Annotated in this window: 15 protein-coding genes; 11 read left to right on the top strand and 4 right to left on the bottom strand. The window is 68.5% G+C overall.

Features of this window, described 5'->3' with window-relative positions; all coding sequences use genetic code 11:
* Positions 1-7: 7 nt before the first annotated feature.
* On the top strand, positions 8-790 hold the full coding sequence (locus VMT65_RS07360; protein WP_326307190.1) for an SDR family oxidoreductase: 783 nt from the start codon (positions 8-10) through the stop codon (positions 788-790).
* A gap of 78 nt (positions 791-868) precedes the next feature.
* Here VMT65_RS07360 and VMT65_RS07355 read toward each other — a convergent pair whose 3' ends face one another.
* Positions 869-1,636: a hypothetical protein gene (locus VMT65_RS07355; RefSeq protein WP_326307189.1), complete on the bottom strand. Its 768-nt coding sequence runs from the start codon at positions 1,634-1,636 to the stop codon at positions 869-871.
* Between the two features lie 111 nt (positions 1,637-1,747).
* On the opposite strand from VMT65_RS07355, the gene VMT65_RS07350 reads away from it, so the two are divergent.
* The 3 genes from VMT65_RS07350 to VMT65_RS07340 all read left to right on the top strand — a co-directional run bounded on the left by VMT65_RS07350 (position 1,748) and on the right by VMT65_RS07340 (position 5,074).
* A complete protein-coding gene (locus VMT65_RS07350) occupies positions 1,748-2,986 on the top strand; it encodes an MFS transporter (RefSeq protein ID WP_326307188.1) in 1,239 nt (412 codons plus the stop codon).
* A 6-nt stretch (positions 2,987-2,992) separates the two neighbouring features.
* Positions 2,993-3,355, top strand: a complete 363-nt coding sequence (locus VMT65_RS07345) for an ArsR/SmtB family transcription factor (protein ID WP_326307187.1) — start codon at positions 2,993-2,995, stop codon at positions 3,353-3,355.
* 111 nt (positions 3,356-3,466) lie between these two features.
* The gene (locus tag VMT65_RS07340; RefSeq protein ID WP_326307186.1) at positions 3,467-5,074 is read left to right on the top strand and encodes a flavin-containing monooxygenase; all 1,608 of its coding nucleotides are present in this window, start codon (positions 3,467-3,469) and stop codon (positions 5,072-5,074) included.
* Positions 5,075-5,136: 62 nt separating this feature from the next.
* Here the strand turns inward: VMT65_RS07340 and VMT65_RS07335 are convergent, their stop codons facing one another.
* Positions 5,137-6,141: an alpha/beta hydrolase gene (locus tag VMT65_RS07335; protein WP_326307473.1), complete on the bottom strand. Its 1,005-nt coding sequence runs from the start codon at positions 6,139-6,141 to the stop codon at positions 5,137-5,139.
* A 236-nt stretch (positions 6,142-6,377) separates the two neighbouring features.
* Between VMT65_RS07335 and VMT65_RS07330 the strand changes: the two genes are divergently transcribed.
* On the top strand, positions 6,378-7,748 hold the full coding sequence (locus VMT65_RS07330; RefSeq protein WP_326307185.1) for a serine hydrolase domain-containing protein: 1,371 nt from the start codon (positions 6,378-6,380) through the stop codon (positions 7,746-7,748).
* Positions 7,749-7,843: 95 nt separating this feature from the next.
* Here the strand turns inward: VMT65_RS07330 and VMT65_RS07325 are convergent, their stop codons facing one another.
* Complete coding sequence (locus VMT65_RS07325; RefSeq protein WP_326307183.1) at positions 7,844-10,993, bottom strand: BTAD domain-containing putative transcriptional regulator; 3,150 nt, start codon at positions 10,991-10,993, stop codon at positions 7,844-7,846.
* Between the two features lie 66 nt (positions 10,994-11,059).
* Here VMT65_RS07325 and VMT65_RS07320 point away from each other — a divergent pair, with 66 nt between their 5' ends.
* Positions 11,060-11,476 (top strand): PaaI family thioesterase, encoded by a 417-nt coding sequence (locus tag VMT65_RS07320; protein WP_326307182.1) that lies wholly within the window; start codon positions 11,060-11,062, stop codon positions 11,474-11,476.
* A 17-nt stretch (positions 11,477-11,493) separates the two neighbouring features.
* On the opposite strand, the gene VMT65_RS07315 is transcribed toward VMT65_RS07320, so the two are convergent.
* The gene (locus tag VMT65_RS07315) at positions 11,494-12,114 is read right to left on the bottom strand and encodes a TetR/AcrR family transcriptional regulator (RefSeq protein WP_326307180.1); all 621 of its coding nucleotides are present in this window, start codon (positions 12,112-12,114) and stop codon (positions 11,494-11,496) included.
* Between the two features lie 98 nt (positions 12,115-12,212).
* On the opposite strand from VMT65_RS07315, the gene VMT65_RS07310 reads away from it, so the two are divergent.
* The 5 genes from VMT65_RS07310 (at position 12,213) to VMT65_RS07290 (ending at position 17,245) form a co-directional block, all read left to right on the top strand.
* The gene (locus VMT65_RS07310; RefSeq protein ID WP_326307178.1) at positions 12,213-13,106 is read left to right on the top strand and encodes a metal-dependent hydrolase; all 894 of its coding nucleotides are present in this window, start codon (positions 12,213-12,215) and stop codon (positions 13,104-13,106) included.
* A complete protein-coding gene (locus tag VMT65_RS07305) occupies positions 13,103-14,164 on the top strand; it encodes a PDR/VanB family oxidoreductase (RefSeq protein WP_442790184.1) in 1,062 nt (353 codons plus the stop codon). Before VMT65_RS07310 ends, VMT65_RS07305 begins: the two co-directional genes overlap by 4 nt.
* A 16-nt stretch (positions 14,165-14,180) precedes the next feature.
* Positions 14,181-15,704 (top strand): flavin-containing monooxygenase, encoded by a 1,524-nt coding sequence (locus VMT65_RS07300; protein ID WP_326307174.1) that lies wholly within the window; start codon positions 14,181-14,183, stop codon positions 15,702-15,704.
* Positions 15,704-16,630: a short-chain dehydrogenase/reductase gene (locus VMT65_RS07295; RefSeq protein ID WP_326307173.1), complete on the top strand. Its 927-nt coding sequence runs from the start codon at positions 15,704-15,706 to the stop codon at positions 16,628-16,630. The genes VMT65_RS07300 and VMT65_RS07295 overlap by 1 nt, the downstream gene beginning before the upstream one ends.
* Positions 16,631-16,696: 66 nt before the next feature.
* Positions 16,697-17,245: a hypothetical protein gene (locus VMT65_RS07290; protein ID WP_326307171.1), complete on the top strand. Its 549-nt coding sequence runs from the start codon at positions 16,697-16,699 to the stop codon at positions 17,243-17,245.
* The last annotated feature ends 4 nt before the right edge of the window (positions 17,246-17,249 follow it).

Below are 17,249 nucleotides of genomic sequence, written 5' to 3'. Positions count from 1 at the left end.
ATTCGACATGCAGGTGGCGGTTGTCGGGGGCACCGGGACGCTCGGGTCGTCGGTGGTGCGGGAGCTGGCGGCGCGCGGGCATGCGGTGCGCGTGCTGAGCCGGTCGGCCCCCGCGGATCCGGTGCCGGGCACCGAGCATTTCGCGGTGGATCTGGTCTCCGGGTCCGGGTTGGACGCGGCCATGGCGGGCGTGCACACGGTGGTGGATGCCGCGAGTCACCGCGGCGTGCGCAGCGCGCGGGTCATGGTCGAGGGCGTGCACACCCTGCTGGCCGCCGAGCAGCGCGCGGATGTGGGTCACCACGTGGAGATCTCGATCGTCGGCTGCGAACAGGTGCCCTTCAGCTACTACCGCACCAAGGTCGCGCAGGAGCGGGTCGTCACCCAGGGCCCGATCCCGTGGACCCTGTTGCGCGCCACCCAGTTTCACGAGCTCGTCGATGAAGTCCTGGGCGCGAGCGCGAAATTCCGCCTGGCGCCGCGCGGGAGCCTGCGCTTCCAGCCCGTCGACGTGAACGCGGTGGCGGCCCGCCTGGCCGACGCCGTCGAGGCCGGGCCGTCCGGCCGCGTCCGCGATATCGGCGGGCCGGTCGTGCAGACCCTCGGCGAGCTGGCCGATGTGCGTCGTCGCACGCTGCGCCAGACCCTGATTCCCGTGCCGGTGCCGCCGATCGGCCGGGTCGTGCGACGGGTGCGCGACGCTGCGCTGTGCCTCGACTCCGCTGGCGAGGCCGTGTCGTTCGACTATGCCGAGTGGCTGCACCGGCGGTATCCGAAGCCGGTGAGCTGACCTGTCTTCATGCTCCCGCCAGCGATGATCGGCCGGTATCGGGAACTTCCCTGAGGATTCCCGGATTCCACCGCCGCCTCAGCGGCGGACGCGCAGCACGGTCGGCTCGGCGCAGAACTGCGCGGTGGCCTGTTCCAGGCTGAGCCCCGTGCGCGCGAGTCCGCCGGTGTCGGTGACCGTGCACTGGCTGCCGCCGACGTGCCCGGTGCCGTCGTCGAGGAATTGGACCTGGGCGGTGACGAGCGGCTGCAGCTTGTCCGCGTCGAAGGTCCAGAATTCGACCTTCCACAGCTCGTAGCTGTCGCGGGCGGTGACGACGGTGTAGCCCGCCGCCGTGGTGTCGATGCCGATGCCCGCCAGTTCGCCCGCGCGTTGGAAACGCGTGCTGTCACCGGTGGTCCGGTAGATGACGTAGCGAGTATTGGCGCTGGCCAACATGATCGGGATGATCAGCTCGTCGCGGCCGTCGTTGTCGAGGTCGCGCAGTCGCGGCGTGGTGGTGCCGACGCTCTGCTCGGTGAGGCTCTGCACCTGCGCGCCGGTCGGATCGAGCACGGTGATGGACACCGAGGCGCGCTGCCCGGTGCCACTGTGGCGCACCTCGAAGGTCAGGCCCGCCGAATCCCGGGACTGCAGATAGCAGTCGGGAGGCGTTGCGGCGGACGCGATATCGCCGCAGGGCACCAGCGTGGACACGGGCGTGAGAGGTGCGGTGTTGGTCGGCGCGTGCTCGGTGGGCGGCTCGCCGAGATTGCCCGCCGTGGGCGCGGTGGCCGCGTGCCGGGCACAGCCGCCCGTCGCCAGCGTCGCGGCGGCCAGGACACCGGCCGCGAGTTTCCTCCCCATGGCACCGAGGATAGCGACGAATCGCCCAATGACCGCGAGTGGATCCGGGCAATCCAAAATATATCCGACACCATGTGCACAACTGCGCACCTATTGTCTTATAGTGGCGGTGTGCTCGCCGTGCTCCGCCATCCGTCCTTCCGCAAGCTCTACACCGCCCAGGTCGTCGCCCTGATCGGCACGGGACTGCTGACCGTCGCGCTCGGCCTGCTCGCCTACGAGATCGCGGGCGGCCAGGCGGGTGCGGTGCTCGGCACCGCGCTGGCCATCAAGATGGTGGCGTATGTCGCTGTGGCACCGGTGATTTCGGCGCTCACCCTGCGACTGCCGCGCAGGCTGGTGCTGGTCTCGGCCGACGCGGTGCGCGCGGCGATCGCGCTGGCACTGCCGTTCGTCACGCACACCTGGCAGATCTACGTGCTGATCGCGGTGCTGCAGTCGGCCTCGGCCACCTTCACCCCCGCGTTCCAGTCGCTGATCCCGTCGGTGCTGGTCGACGCGGAGGACTACACCCGCGGCCTGTCGCTGTCGCGGCTGGCCTACGACCTGGAGTCACTGCTGAGCCCGGTGCTGGCGGCCGCGCTGTTGACGGTGATCAGCTACCATTCGCTGTTCGTCGGCACCGCGGCCGGTTTCGTGGCCTCGGCGCTGCTGGTGGTCACCACGCGCCTGCCCCGCCTCACCCCGCCCGAGCGCACCGCCCCACTGCTGGAACGCATTACCGAGGGCGCGCGCCTGATGATGAGCCGCCCGGTCCTGCGCGGACTGCTGGCCATGAACATGGTGGTCGCCGCGGCCACCGCGCTGGTGATCGTGAATACCGTTGTGTACGTGCGCGATCGGTTGGGCGGCTCCAATACCGGGGTCGCGCTCGCGCTGGGCTGCTTCGGATTCGGTTCGATGGCGGTGGCGCTGTCGACACCGCGGCTGCTGCGCGTGGTCGCGGACCGCCGCGTCATGCTGACCGGCTGTGTCCTGCTGCCACTCGGCCTGCTCGCCGCCGCCCTGCCGCCCCTGCTCCCCCGCCCCGCCGGTGCGGTCGCGCTCGCGCTGATCTGGGTCCTGCTCGGCGCGGGCACCTCCCTGATCAACACCCCCTCGGCGCGCCTGCTGCGCGCGCAGTCCGAACCGGCGACGCGCACAGCCGTTTTCACCGCCCAGTTCTCGCTGTCGCACGCCTGCTTCCTCATCACCTACCCGATCGCGGGCAAACTGGGCGCGCTGGCGGGTTTGCCGACCACGGCGGTCACGCTGGCCGCGCTGGCTACACTGGCAGCTACGACGGCGGCCCGCGCGTGGCCCGCATCCGCTCCGGCGGGCATCGAGGCGGTGGCAACGGCAGGAAGGTGAGGCGAAGTGAGCAAGGCGAAACCGCTACCCTCCACGCCCAGCCTCACCCACCCCGCCGATCCGGATCAGGCCCGCCTCGACGCGGCCACCGCCACCTTCCGCATGCTCTCGGATTCGACGCGGCTGCACATCCTCTGGATCCTGGCCGACGGCGAGGCCGATGTCACCGCGCTGACCGAGGCCTGCGGCGCGTCCCGCACGGCGGTCAGCCAGCACCTGGCCAAGCTGCGCTTCACCGGTCTGGTCGACACCCGTCGCGACGGCCGCCGCATCATCTACCGGATTCGTGACGGTCACCTGGCCCGCCTGGTCCGCGAGGGTCTCAACCACGCCGATCACATCGTGACCGGCGAACCCGCGCACGAATAGCCGCGCGCTTCCTTCTCCTGGTCAGTGGGACCGATGGTCGCCGACTGCCCGCATTCGCCTCGACGATATGCCTATTCGAAATATCGCTGGACGAATGTTGAGAGGTCACGCATGCATCCCGAGCAGGGCAGCCCCTTCGATGTGATCATCATCGGCGCCGGATTCGCCGGACTCTACGGCGTCCATCGGGCGGCGCGGGCCGGACTGGCCGTGCTCGGCCTCGAGGCCGGGGCCGACGTCGGCGGCACCTGGTTCTGGAACCGGTATCCGGGCGCACGCTGCGATGTGGAGAGCGTCGACTACTCGTACTCGTTCGACGAGGAATTGCAGCAGAGCTGGACCTGGACCGAACGTTTCGCCGCGCAGCCGGAGATCCTGGCCTACATCAACCATGTGGCCGAGCGCTTCGATCTCAAGCGGCACTACCGATTCGGGCAGCGCGTGGTCGCGGCGCGCTTCGACGACGCGGCGGCGCTGTGGACGCTGCGCACCGAAGCGGGGGACGAATTCCGTTCGCAGTTCGTGGTTTTCGCCACCGGCTGCCTGTCCGCGCCGATCAAGCCGAATCTGCCGGGCATCGAAACCTTCGCCGGTGACGAGCTTTTCACCGCGCAGTGGCCGGAGGAGGGCTTCGCCTTCGCGGGCAAGAAGGTCGGCGTGATCGGCACCGGGTCCTCGGGCATTCAGGTCTCACCCATCATCGCGCGCGAGGCCGAGGCGCTGACCGTGTTCCAGCGGTCCGCCAATTTCAGTGTGCCGGTGCCGAATCGGCCGTGGACCGAGGAAGAGCAGGGGCAGATTCGCGCCACCTATCGGGAGCGGCGCGAGAAGTCCTACTACGCCGGGGCCGCCACCCCGCACGCCTCGCTCACCACCAAGGCCCTCGAGCTGTCGCCCGAGGAGCGCGAGCGGGCCATGGAGGAGCGCTGGAACGGCGGCGGCGTGCTGTTCAACAAGGTCTTCCCGGACCAGAACAGCGATCTGGCCGCCAATGAGCTGGTGCGCGAGTTCGCGGTCGCCAAGATTCGCGCCAAGATCGACGACCAGTCGGTGGCCGACGACCTGATCCCCTACGACCATCCCATCGGCACCAAGCGCATCTGCACCGACTCCGGGTACTACGAGATGTTCAACCGGGAGAACGTGTCGCTGGTGAATCTGCGCCGGGAACCGATCCAGGAGGTCACACCGACCGGCATCCGCACCGCAGAGCGGTTCATCGAACTCGACACGCTGGTCTACGCCACGGGTTTCGACGCCATGACCGGTGCGCTGCTGCGCATCGACCTCGAGGGTGCGCACGGTGCGCGGCTGCGTGACACCTGGGCCGACGGGCCGATCACCTACCTGGGCTTCGGCATTCCGGGCTTCCCGAACATGTTCAGCATCAACAGCGTCGGCACGCCCTCGGTGATGGCGAACATGGTGCTGCATTCCGAACAGCAGCTGGACTGGGTGCTGGCTCTGATACAGCACTGCCGCGCCAAGGGAATTCGCACCGCGCAGGCCCGCGAGGACGCCGCGCTCGAGTGGACCGACCACCTGCTCGAGGTCGCCGAGGGCACCCTGTTCGTGAAGGCGAACTCCTGGTACATGGGCGCGAACATCGAGGGCAAGAAGCGCGTATTCATGCCCTACATCGGCGGTTTCGGCAACTACCGCCGCTACTGCGACGAAGAGCGCGACAACGGCTACCCGAACTTCGAGCTCACGGCCTGACCGCACGACGAACGAAACCGGCTCGCTTCCCCTGGAGGCGTGCCGGTTTCGTCGTCACCGGATCAGGCGGGCAGGCCCAGTCCGGTAGCCAGCACCGGCCACGACGCCTTCAGCGCGTCCTGCCAGTAGCCCCACGAGTGGGTGCCGGTGGGGGTGAAGTCGTAGGTGGCCGGGATGCCCAGACCGTCGAGCTTGGTCTCGAGGTTGTGAGTGCAGTAGTTGGTGGCGGCCTCGAGGCCGCCGCCGACGGTCATCTGGTTGATCCAGCCGCCGGTGCCGGGCAGGGTGTGCGGGCCGTCGAGGGTGTCCCACTGGCCTGGCAGGCCGGAACCGCTGGAAATGAACAGATTCAGGCCGCGCAGCTGGTCGGCGTGCACGTAGGGATCGTTGGCGGCCCACATGGGATCGCCCTGGGGTCCGTACATGTTCTTGCTGTCGCCGCCGCCCGCGGCGACCACGGTATTGACGAAGTTGTAGCCGATGGGATCGCTGATCTGCGCGCAACCGCTGTAGGCGGCCACCGACCGGTAGAGCCCCGGCGCGGCGATGGGCAGCTGCAGCACCGAGGTGCCCGCCATGGACAGGCCCGCGATGGCATTGCGCCCGTTGGTGTTCAGCGCCTTGTCGATGAGCGGCGGCAGCTCCTCGGTGAGGAAGGTCTTCCACTTGTTCACGCCCAATGCGGGATCCGGTGCGCGCCAGTCGGTGTAGTAGCTGAAGCCGCCGCCGATCGGCTGCACCACATTGACGTTCTTGTCGGCCAGGAAGTTGAGCACATCGGTCTGCTTCTGCCAGGTCGCGGAGTCGGTGCCGCCGCCCGCGCCATTGAGCAGGTACAGCACCGGGGTGGGCTGGGAGGTGTCGGCGGCGCGCTGCACGTCGACCTCGATGTTCTTGTCCATGGCCGCGGAATAGACCTGCAGCTTGATGGTGCGCGCGTCGCTCACCGTGCTGGAGGCGATCTTGGAGCCGTCGGCGGAGGTGCCCGCGTAGTTCAACGAAGTGCCCGCGTCGGCCGAGGCGGTGCCTGCGGCAATCGGTAGCAGGACGGTAGCGGTCAACGCCATGACGGCGCCGCCCAAGATCTTCGTCGAACGCACGCCGTATCTCCTTCAGCAGGTTGTTTCCGTTTGGTAAGACTCAGCTCACCACCCTGCCGTCGCGCTCTGAGCAATTGCTGGCCCGAAGCTGAGCTCGGCCTGAGAGGCGACGTGAGCTGACTCACCGCCGGTGTCGGCGAGCTGTCGGTGGCTGTCGGCGCACTGTCGGTGGGCTGTCAGCGCGGGTCGGCATCGTCATGGACATGAACGACACCGCACTCACCGACTTCGTCGCCGCCACCGCCGCCAAGTACGACATGCCCGGCATTGCCGTGGGCATCTGGGTCGACGGCCGCGAGATCATCGCCAACTATGGGATGACCAGCACCGAGAACCCGGTGCCGATCACCGAGCACACCATTTTCGCCATCGGCTCGACCAGCAAGACCTTCACCGCCACCGCGCTCATGCGACTGGTCGCCGACGGGCGGGTCGATCTGGACGCCCCGGTGCGCACCTATGTGCCGGAGCTGACGCTGCTCGACGAGCAGCACGCCGCCACCATTACCGTGCGGCAATTGCTCAATCACACCGCCGGTTTGGAGTGGAACATCATCAACAACACCGGCGAGGGTGACGACGGCCTGGCCGCCTTCGTCGCGACCCTGTCGGAGCTGCCGCTCATCGCCGCGCCCGGCGAGCGCGCGTCCTACAGCCAGGCGGGCTTCAACCTGCTCGGCCGCGTCATCGAGAAGGTGACCGGCGAGCCGTTCGAAAAGGTCGTCGCCGACACGGTTTTCGCGCCGGTGGGACTGGAGGAGAGCTTCTACTTCCAGCGCGACATCATGACCCGCCGCTTCTCGGTCGGCCACGAACGCCAGGAGGACGGGACGCTCGCGGTCGCGCGGACCTGGAAGGGCAGCCGCGCCAACAATCCCGGCGGCGGACTCGGCACCACGGTGTCGGATCTCTTGCGCTGGGGCCGATTCCACCTGGGCGACGGCCACACCGCCTCCGGGGACACGGTGCTGCCGACCGAAGTGCTCCAGCGGATGCAGCAGCCGACCGTCAACCTGCGCGCCAGCACGCTGGCCGACGCCTTCGGCCTGTGCTGGATGCTGCGCGAGGTCGACGGCGTCCAGCTGGTCGGCCACGGCGGCTCGGGCTTCGGCCAGTTCGCGGACTTCCAGCTGGTGCCCGAACGCGACTTCGCCATCGTCGTGCTGTCCAATGCCAGTCCCGAGGGCATCCCGGTCAACCAGGCCATCGTCCGCTGGGCGCTGGAGCACTACCTCGGCGTGATCGACAAGGATCCCGAGCCGCTGCCCTTCGACGCGGAGCGCGTCCGGGAACTGTTGGGCGAGTACGAGATCGACGCCATGACCGCGACCTTCCTGGTCGAGGACGGCCAGCTGCTCCTGGACTGCAAGGTCAAGCCCGAGATCCGCGCCGCCGCCCCGGAAGGCGCCATCCCCCAGGACCACCCGGCCTTCCCAATCGGATTGCTGCCCAACGACGAGTACATCGTCACCGAGGGCTCCTTCCAAGGCCAACGCGGCTTCCTGACCCGCGACGACCGCGGCGAGATCACCGCCCTGGACCTGGCGGGCCGCGTCTTCACCCGCATCCCCTGACCCGCTGTACTCGGCCGGAATCCACTTCAGCACAGTGGATTCCGGCCAAAGGCATGCCGGAATGACGTGGAAGTGGGCGAGCCCCCACGCCTGGGTCAGCGGGCGGCCTCGTGGGCGAGGTGGTCCAGGGCTTCGGTGCGGGGGGTCTCGCTGCCGTGGCGGTAGGCGCGGCTGTATTCGGATTTGCCCAGGCGGTCGATGAGTTCGGCTGTGAGGGTGGCCAGTTCGGGTTCGCCGTGGTCGAAGATGCCGCGGAGGACCTCGCTCAGGCCGAGGGCGGTGGCGGCACCGGTTGGATCGTTCTCCAGGAAGCGGAGTTTCGCGAGGAATTCGGCGGCGTGGGCCACGGCCTGGGCGACCGAGGCGGAGTCGCCGTGGAGGAGAGCGCCCTCGATCACCTCGGGGAGGAGGGTGCGGGCGGCGTCGGCATTTCCTTCGGTGAGGCGGTTGCGGAGGCGGGCGAGCGCTATGTGGTTGGCGGCCATGGCTTCCGGGTAGGGCAGGCGGCGCATGCGGGTGGCCAGGTTGTCGAGTTCTCGGTCGGCGCGGGTGATGTCGCCGCGGCGGCGGTGCAATTCGGCGGCCGAGAGCAGGATGACGGCCGCCAGACGCGGGAGGCCCTGGTCGGCGGCCAAGCGCTGGGCGGCCTCGATATCCCGCTCGGCCTCGTCCGGATCACCCGCGCGCATGCGCTCCTCGGCCAGAGCGGTGCGCGCGGCGTACATGTCGTCCTCCGTGCCGAGCTCGGAGGCGAGGGTGACGGCGCGGCCGTAGGCGGCGAGCGCCCGATCGTGCTCGCCGCGCAGCGAGTGCGCGCGGCCGATGGCGAGCAGGGTCATGCCCAGACCCCAACGGTCACCGACGGTTTCGAAGCCGCTCAGGGCCTCACGCCGGGCTTCGGCCCCGGCGGGCAGCCGACCCTGCCCGGTCAGGGCGATATCGCGGGCCAGGTGCGCGCTGGCCCGCACCCAGGGGTCCGGCCAGGCCAGCGCCTGCTCGAGTTGGCGTTCGGCGAGCGGTTCGTCCTCGGCGCGGGCCGCCATCAGCGCGGCCCACAGCGGCATGGCCGGATGGAATTCCAGTCCGCCCGCGCGCACGCAGTCCTCGATCAGCGCCGACAGCGGACGTCCCGTCGTTGGCAGCCAGCCCATCAGCGCGATCACGCGGAATGCCGTGCGCGCCTGCGCCGTCAACCGATCCTCGAATCGCATCACCGCGCTCAACGCGGTCTCGAACTGGGTGCTCATGCCGCGAATTCCCCAGTACCAGAACATCGCTCGAACGATGCGGGACGCGGTGGCCACGTCGGGGTTCGCGGGCTCGCTCAGCGCGGCGCGCAGGGCGGCCGCCATATTGGCGTGCTCGGTATCGAATAGGGCCATGGCGTCGAGCTGTTCACCGGTCCGCAGGCGGGGTTCGAATTCTTCGGCGAGAGAGAGGAAATGGCCGGTGAACCGCGAAGTCAGATCCTCCCCGGAGGTCGCGAGCCGTTCGGCGGCATAGGCGCGAATCGTCTCCAGCATGCGGTAGCGCGGCGGATCCTCCGGCGTGAGAGTCACCAGTGACTTCTCGACCAGGGAGTCGAGCAGATACAGAATGTCGTCGGCCGGAAGTTCGGCGTCGGCGCAGACGGCTTCCAGCGCTTCGACGGTCGCACCCCCGGCGAAGACGGAAAACCTGCGGGCCAAAACCTTTTCGGGCTCCTCCAACAGATCCCAGCTCCATTCCACCAGGGCGAGCAGGGTGCGCTGCCGGGGCAGGGCGGTGCGGCTGCCGGAGGTGAGCAGCCGGAAGCGGTCACCGAGCCGACGCGCCACCTGGTCGACGCCCATGGCACGGAGTTTGGCGGCCGCGAGCTCCAAGGCCAGTGGGAGACCGTCGAGTTGGCGGCAGATCGACACCACCGGGACGACGGTGGTGTCGTCGAGTACGAAGTTCGGACGGATGGCGACGGCACGGTCGAGGAACAGCCGCACCGCCGAAGACCGTTGTGCCGCATCCGGATCCGTGGATTCGGATGGCAGCTCCAGGGGTCCGAGGTGGCAGAGCGCTTCGCCGGTGATGGCCAGGGGTTCCCGGCTGGTGGCGAGGACGCGCAGCTGGGGCAGCCGGTCCAGCAGGTGCTCGGCGAGCGCGGCGGCCGCGGCGATGACGTGCTCACAGTTGTCGAGGACCAGCACGGCGGGGCCGACATCCAGCAGTTCGATCAGGCGGGCCGTCCGGTCGGGGCGTTCGGCGGTGTCACCGTCCAGTGCGCCCGCCACCGCGTCGGCCAGCTGGTCCGGTGCGCCCAGCTCGGCCAGCGGCACGAAGAACACCGCGCCGGAGGCGTGGTGGTCCATCGCCTCGAGGGCCAGCCGGGTCTTGCCCCCGCCGCCGGGGCCGACAATGGTGACCAGCCGGGAATCGCCCAGCAGCCCGGTCAGCTCCGCCAGTTCGTCCTCGCGGCCGATGAAGCCGGTGAGGCGGGCCGGGAGCGCCCTGGTCACGGGTTCCGCACGCGGAGCCGGGATTTCGAGCTCGCCGCGCAGCAGAGCCAGGTGGGTGTCGCGCAGCATCGCCGACGGGTCGATGCCGAGTTCCGCATCGAGTCGCGCCCGCATCTGCTCGTACACGGCCAGCGCGTCCGATTGCCGTCCGGCCGCGGCCAGCCCGCGCATGCGCAGCGCGGCCAGCCGCTCGCTCAACGGATTGTCCCCCGCGGCCGTCTCGAGATCGGTGAGAACGTCGGCGTATTGACCCAATTGGAGCTCGGCTTCGAACCGGTCCTCGATCGCGGACGAGCGCAGATCGTCCAACCGGGTCGCGGTGGCCTGTGCGAAGGGCGCGTCCAACACATCACCCAGCGCGGGTCCCCGCCACAATCCGAGCGCCTCACGCAGGATTCGCGCGGCGGCCTCCGCGCGCCCGGCGCTCAGCTCCCCGCGCCCCTGCCGCACCAATTCCTCGAACCGATCGGCATCCACGGTGATGCCGGGCAGCCGATAGCCGCCGGTCCCGAATTCGACCGTCCCCACCCCGCGCAACGCCCTGCGCAGCCGCGACACCGCCGCCTGCAACGCACCCGCCGCATCCTCCGGCGGCTGCTCACCCCACAGCCCGTCGATGAGCGCCGACACCGGCACATCCCGGCCCGACTCCAAGGCCAGCCGCGCCAAGAGCATCCGCACCCGAAACCCCGGTATCTCCACCGGCGTCCCGTCCTCGGCATGGACCCGAACGGGCCCCAACACACCAACCTGCACGCGCCGAGTCTGCCATTACCCGCGAAGTAATCGACTCCGCTCGTTTCCTCGGGCACTGTTGATCTCATGACCGATACGGAGATCGCCATCGATTCGGTGGGTACGCAGTTGTTCGCCACCATGCCGTTCAGCACCGAACTGGGCATCGAGGTGCTCGAGTGCGGCCCGGAGCGGGTGCGCAGTCGGCTCGAGTGGCGCGAGAACCTCTGCACGCTGGGCGGATCCATGCACGGCGGGGCGCTCATGTCGCTGGCCGATGCGACGGCGGCGGTCTGCGCGTTCCTGAACCTGCCCGACGGTGCGCAGGGCACGACGACGGTGGAGTCCAAGACGAACTTCGTGCGCGCGCTGCGGTCCGGTCACGCCACCGCGACCGCCACGCCGCTGCACAAGGGGCGCAGCTTCATTGTCGTCGAGACCGAAATCCGGGATGACGCGGGCAAACTCGTCGCCAAGGTGACCCAGACCCAGGCCGTGCTCTAGCGCTATCCCGCGATGCTCTAGCGCTGTCCCGCGATCACCGGCACCAGATACGTGCGCGCGAATTCCGCGAGCTCATCGGGTGTTTCCAGGGCGGCCGCCCCGCCCTGGACCAGGATCAGCGAATGCACCACGCGGCAGGCGACTTCCGTGCGGGCCGCCAGATCTTTCGGGGCCTCGAAGATCCCCTGGCGCGCGGCCCGGTCGAAGATGTCCACGGTGGCCGCGACCGTCATGGCGAACACGGTCTCGCCGTCGACGGTCAGTTTGGTGATGATGCGCTCGGGCTCGAGCGCGAGCTGCCGCTCCACCAGCGGATGCGCCCGCCAACCGGTGATGACGGTGACGAAGATGTCCGCGATCAGATCCGCGAGATCGGTGTGGCGTTCCGGCATGCCCGCGAGCTCGGCGAGCAGGTTGGCGACCTCGCGGCTGACGACGGCCTGCACCAGATCGTCGCGTGAGCCCAGACGCCGGTAGACGGTCACCCGATCGACCCCGGCCTGCTTGGCCACATCCTCGATGGTCGTCTTCTTCACCCCGACCTTCTGGAATTGGGCCAGGGCCGCGTCCAGGATGCGGGTCTCGATGTCATCGGCGGCATCCGCGCGGGTCAGCGGGGTCTTCGGCGCGGTCGTCACCGGACCAACGCTAGCAGGCACGACGCCCGATGCAACAATCTCAGCCATTTTGTAGCTGCAACATTGCAATGCGAATTGTTGCGCTGTACGGTTCGTTCATGGCTGACAAGGTCGGCGCGTCGCAGCGCCACTACAGCGATGAAGCACATGCCATTTCCGCGCGCGATGTTCGATTCGATTTCGAATCCGTTCCGCTGCACTACATTCCGGGCGAGGTGCTGGCCACCCACATTGTCGACGTCATGCACCTGGTGCTGCCGGAGGGCGAACGGGCCATGGCGCAGGCGCTGTCGGAGGCCCTGCCCTACATCCGGGACGAGCGGCTGCGGGAGGAAGTCACGGGGTTCGTCGGGCAGGAATCCATGCATGCCAGCAGCCACGAGGCCGCGCGGCGGCATTTGCGAGATCTCGGGCTGGATGTCGATGGATACGTGAAAAGTGTTGCCTGGCTGGTGGATCGAATCCTCGGCGATCATGGGCTGACCGGGCGGGCCAAGGAGGAATGGCTCAAGGAACGGCTCGGACTCTTCGCCGGTATGGAGCACTACACGGCCGTGCTCGGCGAATGGCTGCTCAATGCCGACATTCTCGAGGCCAAGGGCATGCATCCGGCCATGCTCGACCTGGTCCGCTGGCACGGGGCCGAGGAGGTCGAACACCGCAGCGTGGTCTACGACGCCTACATGTATCTGGACGGCGGCTACCTGCGCAAAGCGCGCACGGGTGTACTCGCCAGCCTGACCCTGCTGCCACTGTTCATCCTCTCGGCGGGCTACCTCTACCGAAAGGACCCGTCGCCGAACAAGGGTCGATTCTGGGGCTGGCAGTTCCTGAACGCGACCCGACGCGGCGTGATCCCGAGCTGGACCGTCTTCTTCACAGAAATTCCGCGCTACCTACGCCCGGGATTCCATCCCTCCCAACTGGGCCCGATGGACACCGCCCTGCGCTACCTCGCCCACTCCCCCGCGGCCCGGGCGGCGGCCGAATGAGCATCGAACTTTCTCGAACCGGGCAAGGACCGGCTGGCCCGCCGTTGGGCCTGCGGGTGCTGGGTGGGGCGGTGGATGTCTACAAACGGGTGTTCGTGGCCGGTGCGGCGGCGCATGTGCTGTCGCCGTCGAAACCGGTGCGGCGCAGTGGGTTCGAGCTGGCGACCGTCGTCGAGAAGTTGGAGCTGGTCGCGCCCGATGTGCTTGCGGTGACGTTGCGGGCGGGCGATGGGCGGGCATTGCCGAGTTGGCGGCCCGGGGCGCATGTGGATGTGTTCCTGCCCTCCGGGCGGCAGCGGCAGTATTCGCTGTGCGGGGATCCGAGTGACCGCGAGCGGTATAGGATTGCGGTGCGGTTGATTCCGGACGGCGAGGGCGGGTCGCGGGAGGTCCACGAGGGGCTGTGGGTTGGCGATCGGGTGCGGATTCGTGGGCCGCGCAATGCGTTCACGCTGGTCGATGCGCCGTCGTATCTGTTTGTCGCCGGTGGGATCGGGATTACGCCGATCCTGCCGATGGTGCGGGCAGTCGGGGCACGCGGGCGGTTGGTGTACGCGGGGCGGTCGCGGGAGTCGATGCCGTTCCTGGATGAGTTGCCCGACGCCGAGATTCGGGCCGATGACGAGGTCGGAGCGCCCGATGTGGCGGCGATCATCGCCACGGCCGAGCCGGGCGCGGCGGTGTATGTGTGCGGGCCGCCCGCCATGATCGAGGCCGCGCAGCGGTGCCGGTTCGCGTTGGATCCCACGGGATCGCTGCATACGGAACGCTTTTCGGCCCGGCCGGTGGTCGACGGCCGCGGCTTCGATCTGACGCTGGCGCGCACGGGCCGGACCGTGCGTGTCGGCGCGGCCGAGACCGCGCTGGCGGCGGTCCAACGGGTGCTTTCAGATATCAATTACTCATGCCGCCAAGGCTTTTGCGGTACCTGCAAGGTCGCGGTCCGCGCCGGTGCGGTCGATCATCGCGATCGCCTGCTCACCCCCGCCGAGCGGGCCGACCACATGCTGCTCTGCGTCTCCCGCGCCGCGGGCGACACTCTCGTGCTCGATCTGTAGAACCTCGGGAACATACATGTCGATTGATACGGAAACACGTGCCGCCGAAGCCGATTCGGGTGCGGTCGAACACGTCGGAATCGCGGTCGTCGGGGCGGGTTTCGGCGGTATCGGCCTGACGGTCAAGCTGCGCGAGGCCGGTTTCGAGGATCTGGTGATCCTCGAGCGCGCCGACGACCTGGGTGGGACGTGGCGGGCCAATACCTATCCCGGCTGCGCCTGCGATGTGCCGTCACAGCTGTACAGCTATTCGTTCGCCCCGAATCCGGACTGGTCGCGGACCTATGGCAAGCAGCCGGAGATTCTGGAGTACCTGCGCCGGGTCGCCCACGAGCACGATGTGGTGCGGCACATCCGATTCGGCGCGGAACTGCTCGACGCCCGCTGGGACGATGAACGCACGGTGTGGCGGGTGCAGACCAGCCGCGGTGCGCTGACCGCCGACATCCTGATCTCGGCGGCGGGTATCTTTGCCGAGGCGAAGTATCCGGAGCTGCCGGGGCTGGATCGCTTCGAGGGCAAGGCCTTCCACTCGCTGCACTGGGATCACGAGCACGATCTGACCGGCGAGCGGGTGGCGGTGATCGGCACGGGTGCGTCGGCGGTGCAGTTCGTGCCGGAAATTCAGCCGCAGGTCGATCGGCTGCTGCTGTTTCAGCGGTCCGCGCCGTGGATCGTGCCGCGCCTGGACCGTCCCATTATCGGCCTGGAACGCATGCTGCTGCGCCGGATTCCCCTCGTCCAGAAGGCGATACGCTGCGGCTGGTACGCGGCCATCGAGGGCTTCGGACTGATATCTCTGGTGGACAAGCGCTTTCGTCACCCCTACGAGGCGCTCGGCCGACTCCAGCTGCGGCGGCAGGTACGGGACCCGCGGCTGCGCCGGACCCTGACGCCCGATTACATCATCGGCTGCAAGCGGGCCATCTTCTCCGATGCCTATCTGCCCGCGCTGGATCAGCCGAATGTGGATGTCCTCACCGAAGCCATCGCCGAGGTACGCCCGCACTCCATCGTGCTGCGCGACGGCACCGAGCACGCGGTCGACACCATCATCTTCGGCACCGGATTCACCTCCATCCCGTCGGCCTATCACCGCTACATCGGCCGCCACAAGCTGTCCATCGCCGATCTGTATCACCTGGAGCCGCAAAGCTATCTGGGTGCCGCCGTCGCCGGGTTCCCCAACTTCTTCTGCACGCTGGGGCCCTTCGGCGCGGCCGGGAACCAGTCGGCCATCTACATGATCGAGTCCCAGATCACCTACATCGTGGACGCGCTGAAGACCATGCGCGACAACGGGATCGGCCGCATCGAACTGCGGCCGGAGGTACAGGACGACTTCCTCGACGAGATGGACCGGCGCAGCGCCGACAGCGTCTGGCTGACCGGCGGCTGCCGCGGCTACTACACCACCGCCGACGGCCGCAATGCCGGACTGTATCCGAACTGGAGCTTCGAGTACCGCAGGCGCACACGGCGCTTCGATGCCGAGTCCTACGCCCTCACCCCCGCCGCCGTCACCGAAATGAGCCGTTGATGTCCACCCCGCGCTGCCTGCCCTGCCCGAGCTCCTTCCGGCCCGAGGGCCGGGTCGCGCTGATCACGGGTGCGGGGCAGGGCATCGGGCGCGCGCTCGCCGAGATCCTGTACCGGCGGGGCGCGTCGGTGGCCGTGGTCGATGTGGATGCGGAGGCCGCCACCTCGGTGGCCAGCGCGCTCGGCGAGCGCGCCCTGCCGGTCATCGCCGACGTGTCCGATCGCGCCGCCATGGCCGAGGCGATTCCACAGGTGGTCGCCTACTTCGGGCATCTGGATATCGTCGTCGCGAACGCCGGGGTGGTGCCTCGACCGGCGACCCTGCGGACCATCGATCCCGCCGACTTCGATCGCGTCCTCGATATCAATCTCACCGGCGTGTTCAATACCGTGCACCCCGCGCTGGACGACATCATCGCCGCCCGTGGGCATGTCGTGGTCGTGTCCTCGTGTGCCGCCTTCGCGCCGGGCATGGGCGGCGCGCCGTACATGATCAGCAAGGCGGCGGTCGAGCAGTTGGGGCGGGCGTTGCGGGTGGAGCTCGCGCCGCACGGGGCCTCGGCGGGAATCGCGTATTTCGGGATCGTCGAGACCGAAATGACGCATGCCACGCTCGATCGCGATGACCTCGGCCGTCGGATCGAGGCGCTGCTGCCGTGGCCGCTCAGTGCGCGCATCACCGCCGAGCAGGCCGCGCGCACCGTGGCCGACGCGATCGAAAGGCGTGCGCCGCAATCGATCTCACCGAGTCCCTGGATTCCGTACGCGCTGCTGCGCGGTCTGATCAACCGGGTGCTGGATTTCGGCCTGGCCCACGATCCGCGGGTGGCCGCGCTGCTGCGCGAAGTGGAGCGGCGCAGCCTCGAAAAACCGGTCTCATCAGCGGCTATGGCCATGGACACGGGCCGCGTTCGAGCGCATTATTGATCTCACATCCGGTGCCGTTCGTCGGGGGAACGTCAAAGGAAAACCCCGAACGGATGGGAAAAGGAAATGTTCACCAAGAAGATGATGGCGACCACCGTGTTCGCCATCGCAGCCACCGGAATAACCATGGCCACGGCGCACGGCGAGGCGGGGCTTGCCGATGTCACGGTCAACGGGGTGGATGGTTCGGTCGGATACTCCACCACATTGGCGGCCGACCACTCCAATGCCCTGGTCACCCTGGCCTCCGGCCACTTCGCACTCGCACCGGACTCGGTGCAGGTCGTCGCCGACGACGGCACGATCGTCGGGTCGATTCCGCTGACGCTCACCGCGAATACCGGTCAGGTCCTCCAGGTCACTCCCGCCTTGAACAGCGATACCTCGCTGACGCTCACCCCGGTGGGCGGGCCCACGGTGGCGGCGACCAGTTCGCAGGATCTGCCGTTCATGCACCAGGTCGACGCCGATGAGGGTGGCGCGATATTCGCGGGCGCGGTGATCGGCTGCGTCATCGGAATCATTATCGGCATCTGGTTCTTCCTGGTCGGCGCGATCGTCGGTTGTGCGGTCGGCGCGGTCATCGGTGCCTTCGTCGGCGCGGCGATCTCCTAGTCGC

It is taken from the genome of Nocardia sp. CDC153 (genome assembly GCF_035818515.1).
Lineage (GTDB): Bacteria > Actinomycetota > Actinomycetes > Mycobacteriales > Mycobacteriaceae > Nocardia.
Note: the sequence above shows the minus strand (reverse complement) of the source record. Positions and strands in the feature narration are given on the sequence as shown.